Origin of the sequence: Enterobacter soli ATCC BAA-2102 (assembly GCF_001654845.1) — a bacterium.
In the GTDB taxonomy this organism is placed as follows: Bacteria; Pseudomonadota; Gammaproteobacteria; order Enterobacterales; family Enterobacteriaceae; genus Enterobacter; species Enterobacter soli.
Window position 1 is genome coordinate 22,070 of the sequence record NZ_LXES01000021.1, and the last position, 6,802, is coordinate 28,871.

Annotated in this window: 7 protein-coding genes; 5 read left to right on the forward strand and 2 right to left on the reverse strand. The window is 55.0% G+C overall.

The window, feature by feature from the left end:
* The first annotated feature begins 16 nt into the window (after nucleotides 1–16).
* The 5 genes from hemE to M987_RS07100 all read left to right on the forward strand — a co-directional run bounded on the left by hemE (nucleotide 17) and on the right by M987_RS07100 (nucleotide 3,557).
* The gene (gene hemE, locus M987_RS07080) at nucleotides 17–1,081 is read left to right on the forward strand and encodes a uroporphyrinogen decarboxylase (protein WP_014068463.1); all 1,065 of its coding nucleotides are present in this window, start codon (nucleotides 17–19) and stop codon (nucleotides 1,079–1,081) included.
* A 9-nt stretch (nucleotides 1,082–1,090) separates the two neighbouring features.
* Nucleotides 1,091–1,762 (forward strand): deoxyribonuclease V, encoded by a 672-nt coding sequence (nfi, locus tag M987_RS07085; protein WP_014068464.1) that lies wholly within the window; start codon nucleotides 1,091–1,093, stop codon nucleotides 1,760–1,762.
* Nucleotides 1,763–1,803: 41 nt separating this feature from the next.
* Nucleotides 1,804–2,394, forward strand: coding sequence for a YjaG family protein (locus M987_RS07090; protein WP_014068465.1), 591 nt, complete (start codon nucleotides 1,804–1,806; stop codon nucleotides 2,392–2,394).
* A gap of 186 nt (nucleotides 2,395–2,580) precedes the next feature.
* Nucleotides 2,581–2,853: a nucleoid-associated protein HU-alpha gene (hupA, locus tag M987_RS07095; protein WP_002445246.1), complete on the forward strand. Its 273-nt coding sequence runs from the start codon at nucleotides 2,581–2,583 to the stop codon at nucleotides 2,851–2,853.
* A gap of 11 nt (nucleotides 2,854–2,864) precedes the next feature.
* The gene (locus M987_RS07100; RefSeq protein WP_014068466.1) at nucleotides 2,865–3,557 is read left to right on the forward strand and encodes a DUF1481 domain-containing protein; all 693 of its coding nucleotides are present in this window, start codon (nucleotides 2,865–2,867) and stop codon (nucleotides 3,555–3,557) included.
* Between the two features lie 88 nt (nucleotides 3,558–3,645).
* On the opposite strand, the gene purD is transcribed toward M987_RS07100, so the two are convergent.
* Both purD and purH read right to left on the reverse strand, forming a co-directional pair.
* Complete coding sequence (gene purD, locus M987_RS07105; protein ID WP_014068467.1) at nucleotides 3,646–4,938, reverse strand: phosphoribosylamine--glycine ligase; 1,293 nt, start codon at nucleotides 4,936–4,938, stop codon at nucleotides 3,646–3,648.
* A gap of 15 nt (nucleotides 4,939–4,953) precedes the next feature.
* Entirely contained in the window at nucleotides 4,954–6,543 is a 1,590-nt protein-coding gene (purH, locus tag M987_RS07110; protein WP_014068468.1) for a bifunctional phosphoribosylaminoimidazolecarboxamide formyltransferase/IMP cyclohydrolase, read from the reverse strand.
* Nucleotides 6,544–6,802: the final 259 nt, after the last annotated feature.

Consider the following 6,802-nt stretch of genomic DNA (forward strand, 5'->3'; position numbering starts at 1 on the left):
TTAAGGAACTGCAAAAATGACCGAACTGAAGAACGATCGTTATCTGCGTGCGCTGCTGCGCCAGCCCGTTGATGTCACTCCGGTGTGGATGATGCGCCAGGCTGGCCGCTATCTCCCGGAGTACAAAGCCACCCGTGCCCAGGCGGGGGATTTTATGTCGCTGTGCAAAAACGCGGAACTGGCGTGTGAAGTCACGCTCCAGCCGCTGCGACGTTATCCACTGGATGCGGCGATCCTCTTTTCGGACATTCTGACTATCCCTGATGCAATGGGCCTTGGGCTGTATTTCGAAACCGGCGAAGGCCCGCGTTTCACCTCTCCGATTAAGAGCAAAGCCGATGTCGATAAGCTGCCGATCCCCGATCCTGAGGGTGAGCTGGGCTACGTGATGAATGCGGTACGCACTATCCGCCGTGAGCTGAAAGGCGAAGTGCCGCTGATTGGCTTCTCTGGCAGCCCGTGGACGCTGGCGACTTACATGGTAGAAGGCGGCAGCAGCAAAGCCTTTACCGTAATCAAAAAAATGATGTATGCCGAGCCACTGGCGCTGCACGCGTTGCTCGACAAGCTGGCGAAGAGCGTCACGCTGTATCTGAATGCCCAAATTAAAGCGGGTGCGCAGTCAGTGATGATTTTCGATACCTGGGGCGGTGTACTGACCGGGCGCGATTATCAGCAATTTTCGCTCTATTACATGCACAAAATCGTCGATGGCCTGCTACGTGAAAACGAAGGCCGCCGCGTGCCGGTAACGCTGTTCACCAAAGGCGGCGGTCAGTGGCTCGAAGCGATGGCAGCAACGGGCTGTGACGCACTTGGTCTGGACTGGACCACGGATATCGCCGATGCGCGTCGCCGCGTGGGCGACAAAGTGGCGCTGCAAGGCAACATGGACCCATCCATGCTGTATGCACAGCCTGCGCGTATCGAAGAAGAGGTGGCAACCATTCTGGCGGGCTTTGGTCAGGGTGAAGGCCACGTCTTTAACCTCGGTCACGGCATTCATCAGGATGTGCCGCCAGAGCACGCGGGTGCGTTTGTGGAGGCGGTACACCGGTTGTCTGCGCAGTACCACAAGTAAGGAATCGCTATGGATCTCGCGTCATTACGCGCTCAACAGCTGGAACTGGCATCATCGGTGATCCGTGAGGATCAACTCGCTAAGAACCCGCCGCAGTATATTGGCGGCGCCGATGTGGGGTTTGAGCAGGGCGGGGAAGTGACGCGAGCCGCGATGGTGGTACTGAAGTACCCTTCGCTGGAACTGGTGGAATACAAGGTGGCGCGGATCGCGACCACCATGCCTTACATTCCCGGTTTTCTCTCCTTTCGTGAATATCCCGCGCTGCTGGCCGCGTGGGAGCTCCTCTCGCAAAAACCTGACCTGTTGTTTGTTGACGGACACGGTATTTCTCATCCGCGCCGGTTAGGTGTTGCCAGCCATTTTGGCCTGCTGGTTGATGTGCCAACGATAGGTGTCGCCAAAAAGCGTCTGTGCGGTGCGTTTGAGCCTCTTTCTGCCGAAGCGGGTGCACTCGGCCCTCTGATGGATAAAGGCGAACAGCTGGCATGGGTCTGGCGCAGCAAAGCACGCTGTAATCCGCTGTTTATCGCCACCGGGCACCGGGTCAGCCTGGACAGCGCGCTGGCGTGGGTGCAGCGTTGCACAAAAGGATATCGTTTACCGGAGCCAACACGCTGGGCGGATGCCGTTGCGTCGCAGCGACCGGCTTTTATTCGCTGGCAGGAAATTCAGCGATGATTCAGGTAAACTGCCGCTAATTTCCGATTCGAGACATCATCATGTTACAAAACCCGATTCATCTGCGCCTTGAGAAACTGGAAAGCTGGCAGCACGTCACCTTTATGGCTTGCCTGTGCGAGCGCATGTATCCCAACTACGCCGCGTTCTGCAAGCAGACAGAGTTTGGTGATGGCCATATCTATCGCCGTATTCTGGATCTCATCTGGGAAACGCTGACCGTCAAAGACGCGAAGGTGAACTTCGACTCCCAACTGGAGAAACTCGAAGAGGCCATTCCGGTGGCGGATGATTTCGACCTGTACGGTGTCTATCCGGCCATTGATGCCTGCGTGGCATTGAGTGAACTGATTCACTCACGTCTGAGTGGTGAAACTCTGGAACACGCCATTGAAGTCAGTAAGGCATCGATTACTACCGTAGCGATGCTGGAAATGACCCAGGAAGGTCGCGAAATGACCGATGAAGAGCTGCGAGCGAACCCCGCTGTTGAGCAGGAATGGGATATTCAGTGGGAGATTTTCCGATTACTGGCAGAATGTGAAGAACGCGATATCGAGCTGATAAAAGGGCTTCGTGCGGACTTACGTGAGGCCGCCGAGAGCAATATTGGTATAATTTTTAACCAATGAGTCAACAAAACGTGATTTAACGCCTGTTTTGTCACTCCTCGACTCTTCCCTTTCGCCCCCCGTCTGGTCTACATTTGGGGGGCGAAAAAAAGTGGCTATCGGTGCGTGTATGCAGGAGAGTGCTTTTTTGGCATTTTCGTCGCACTCGATGCTTAGCAAGCGATAAACACATTGAAAGGATAACTTATGAACAAGACTCAACTGATTGATGTAATTGCGGACAAGGCTGATCTGTCTAAAGTGCAGGCTAAAGCTGCTCTGGAATCTACCCTGGCTGCTATTACTGAGTCTCTGAAAGAAGGCGATGCTGTACAACTGGTTGGTTTCGGTACCTTCAAAGTGAACCACCGCGCTGAGCGTACTGGCCGCAACCCGCAGACCGGTAAAGAAATCAAAATCGCCGCAGCTAACGTGCCGGCATTTGTTTCTGGTAAAGCACTGAAAGACGCTGTTAAGTAAGACGCGTGGCAGTGAACAGTTTTAGCGAAGGGGCGGTAACGCCCCTTTTGTCTGTCTGGCGTGGTGCACTCGCGCTGGCGGGCGTGCTGTTGCTGTCAGCCTGTAGTCATGACTCCTCTCTGCCACCGTTTACCGCCAGCGGCTACGCTGACAACCAGGGTGCAGTCAGGATATGGCGCAAAGATTCAGGCGGTGAAGTTCATCTCCTCTCTGCTTTTAGCCCGTGGCATAACGGCAATACCTCAACCGCAGAGTACCGCTGGCAGGACGACACCCTGTCGCTCATCGAGCTGAATATCTACAGTAAGACCCCCGAACATGTCCGTGTGCGCTTTGACGACCATGGCGAGCTAAGTTTTATGCAGCGTGAAGTGAGCGGGCAAAAGCAGCAACTTTCCAGCGATCAAATCGCCCTCTACAAATACCGTGCTGAACAAATTCGTCAGACCAGCGATGCGCTGCGTCAGGGACGTGTCGTGCTGCGTCAGGGACGCTGGCATGTGGATGGTACGGTCACCACCTGCGAAGGGCAGACGGTGAAGCCTGAACTTGAAACCTGGGCCATACAACATATTGAGCGTCGACAGCAAAAGTCGTCGGTTGAAGTGAGTGTGTCCTGGCTGGAAGCGCCGGAAGGATCTCAGCTGCTGCTGGTGGCGAACGAAGATTTCTGCACCTGGCAGCCGATGGAGAAGAGTTTCTGAATTCTGTGGACTAAGCCGGATGGCGCTAACGCTTATCCGGCCTACGAACAATCCCCTCTCCCACAGGGAGAGGGTAGAGTGATGGGGATTACTCGCCCTGCTCACGCGCAATCGCGCGGTAACCAATATCCTGGCGGCTAAAGCTGCCATTCCAGCGAATATCTGCCATCAACGCATACGCACGCTTCTGAGCCTCTGCAACGGTATTGCCAAGCGCAGTCGCGCAGAGCACGCGGCCACCGTTAGTCAGCACGCGATCGTCATCAGACAGTTTCGTACCCGCATGGAATACCTTACCGCCTTCAGTCTCTTCCAGCGGCAGACCGTGGATTTCGTCACCGGTATTGTAGTTACCCGGATAACCGCCCGCAGCAATCACCACGCCCAGAGAAGCGCGTTCGTCCCACTCGGAGTTTTTCTCGTCCAGCTTGCCTTCGCAGGCCGCCAGGCACAGATCAACCAGATCGGATTTCATGCGCAGCATGATCGGCTGAGTTTCAGGATCGCCAAAGCGACAGTTGAACTCGATAACCTTCGGATTGCCCTGCTTGTCGATCATCAGGCCCGCATAGAGGAAGCCTGTGTAAGTGTTACCTTCGGCGGCCATGCCTTTTACGGTTGGCCAGATTATGCGATCCATCGTGCGCTGATGCACTTCATCAGTCACAACTGGAGCCGGGGAGTATGCACCCATACCGCCGGTATTCGGGCCAGTATCCGCATTGCCAACACGTTTGTGATCCTGGCTGGTGGCCATCGGCAGTACGTGCTCGCCGTCGACCATGACGATAAAGCTCGCCTCTTCACCGTCGAGGAACTCCTCGATAACAATACGGTGGCCAGCGTCGCCAAATGCGTTGCCTGCCAGCATATCCTGGACCGCGGCTTCTGCTTCTTCGAGGGTCATCGCGACGATAACACCTTTACCGGCAGCCAGGCCGTCGGCCTTAATCACAATCGGCGCGCCTTTTTCACGCAGATACGCCAGAGCTGGCTCCACTTCCGTGAAGTTCTGGTATTCCGCAGTCGGAATATTGTGGCGAGCGAGGAAATCTTTGGTGAACGCTTTGGAGCCTTCGAGCTGCGCGGCGCCTTCGGTTGGACCGAAGATTTTCAGGCCCGCAGCGCGGAATGCATCAACTACGCCAATGACCAGCGGAGCTTCCGGGCCAACGATAGTCAGGTCGATCTTCTCGTTCTGGGCAAAGCTCAGCAGCGCCGGGATATCGGTCACGCCGATAGCCACGTTTTGCAGCGCAGGCTCCAGCGCCGTACCGGCGTTGCCTGGTGCGACAAACACGGTTTTCACCAGCGGGGATTGTGCCGCTTTCCACGCCAGAGCGTGCTCGCGTCCGCCGTTACCAATCACTAATACTTTCATTGTCTGCTCCGTGGATTAATGGCGGAAGTGGCGCATGTCGGTGAAGATCATCGCAATGCCGTGTTCATCGGCTGCGGCAATCACTTCGTCGTCACGAATGGAACCGCCAGGCTGGATCACACAGGTGATACCCACAGCTGCGGCAGCATCGATACCGTCACGGAACGGGAAGAAGGCGTCAGACGCCATGGCGGAGCCTTTCACTTCCAGACCTTCATCACCTGCTTTAATACCGGCGATTTTCGCGGAGTAGACGCGGCTCATCTGGCCTGCGCCTATCCCGATGGTCATGTTCTCTTTTGCATAAACAATGGCGTTGGATTTCACGAACTTCGCCACTTTCCAGCAGAACAGCGCATCACGCAGTTCCTGCTCGGTCGGCTGACGTTTGGTTACCACGCGCAGGTCGGCTGCTGTCACCATACCCAGATCGCGATCCTGAACCAGCAGGCCGCCGTTCACGCGTTTGAAGTCCAGGCCCGGTACACGCTCAGCCCACTGACCACAAACCAGTACACGTACGTTCTGTTTTGCGGCGGTGATTTTCAGGGCTTCTTCCGTTGCGGATGGCGCGATGATCACTTCAACAAACTGACGGGAGATGATGGCCTGTGCGGTTTCAGCATCCAGTTCGCGGTTGAAGGCAATAATGCCGCCGAACGCTGAGGTCGGGTCGGTTTTATACGCACGATCGTAGGCGTCCAGAATAGAGGTGCTGACCGCCACGCCGCATGGGTTTGCGTGCTTCACGATAACGCATGCAGGTTCGCTGAACTCTTTTACACATTCCAGCGCGGCATCGGTGTCGGCAATGTTGTTATAAGAGAGCGCTTTGCCCTGAACCTGCTTTGCAGTGGCCACAGACGCTTCTTTGACTTCTTCTTCTATATAGAAGGCAGCCTGCTGGTGGCTGTTCTCACCGTAACGCATATCCTGCTTCTTAATGAAGTTCAGGTTCAGGGTACGTGGGAAGCGACCAGACGGCTCGTTGCTTTCACCATGGTAAGCCGGGACCAGGCTACCGAAGTAGTTGGCGATCATGCTGTCGTAAGCGGCGGTGTGTTCGAATGCTTTAATGGCGAGGTCGAAACGCGTATCCAGAGTCAGGGAGCCTTCGTTGGCATCCATCTCTTTAATAATGGCAGCGTAGTCGTTGCTCTTTACTACGATGGCGACATCTTTATGGTTCTTGGCAGCGGAGCGCACCATGGTTGGGCCACCGATATCAATATTCTCTACTGCATCTTCCAGAGAGCAGCCTTCGCGGGCAACGGTCTGGGCAAACGGGTAGAGGTTAACAACAACCATATCGATCGGCGCGATATCGTGCTGTTCCATAATACCGTCATCCTGGCCGCGACGGCCAAGGATGCCACCGTGCACTTTCGGGTGCAGGGTTTTCACGCGTCCATCCATCATTTCCGGGAAACCGGTGTAATCGGACACTTCGGTAACCGGCAAGCCTTTATCTGCTAGCAGACGAGCTGTACCGCCAGTAGAAAGCAGCTCTACACCACGTGCAGAAAGTGCCTGAGCGAATTCGACGATACCGGCTTTATCAGAAACACTGAGCAGAGCGCGGCGGATTGGACGACGTTGTTGCATGGTAAATCCCCTGGATTTCACGATTACAGAGAGCGTTAGATGAATTTTCCACAAAAAAACTCAGCTAACACCCCTAACGGGACATCCTTGTCAGGCGCGAGCATTTTAACGAAAACGTTTGCGCAACGCTCGCGAATTTTCACTTTTTCGTAGCATTGTGGATAAGTCTGTGTGTAAAAAGGTATAAGGCGGGGTTTTGCTGTGGAATGCAGCAGTCAGTCATTTTTCTGCAATTTTTCTATTGCGGCCTGCAGAGAAC

What these genes read in the sequence shown, in the direction of transcription:
- hupA (WP_002445246.1), top strand. Translation starts at nt 2,581, where the DNA reads ATGAACAAGACTCAACTGATTGATGTAATTGCGGACAAGGCTGATCTG.
- hemE (WP_014068463.1), top strand. Translation starts at nt 17, where the DNA reads ATGACCGAACTGAAGAACGATCGTTATCTGCGTGCGCTGCTGCGCCAG.
- M987_RS07090 (WP_014068465.1), top strand. Translation starts at nt 1,804, where the DNA reads ATGTTACAAAACCCGATTCATCTGCGCCTTGAGAAACTGGAAAGCTGG.
- nfi (WP_014068464.1), top strand. Translation starts at nt 1,091, where the DNA reads ATGGATCTCGCGTCATTACGCGCTCAACAGCTGGAACTGGCATCATCG.
- purH (WP_014068468.1), bottom strand. Translation starts at nt 6,543, where the DNA reads ATGCAACAACGTCGTCCAATCCGCCGCGCTCTGCTCAGTGTTTCTGAT.
- purD (WP_014068467.1), bottom strand. Translation starts at nt 4,938, where the DNA reads ATGAAAGTATTAGTGATTGGTAACGGCGGACGCGAGCACGCTCTGGCG.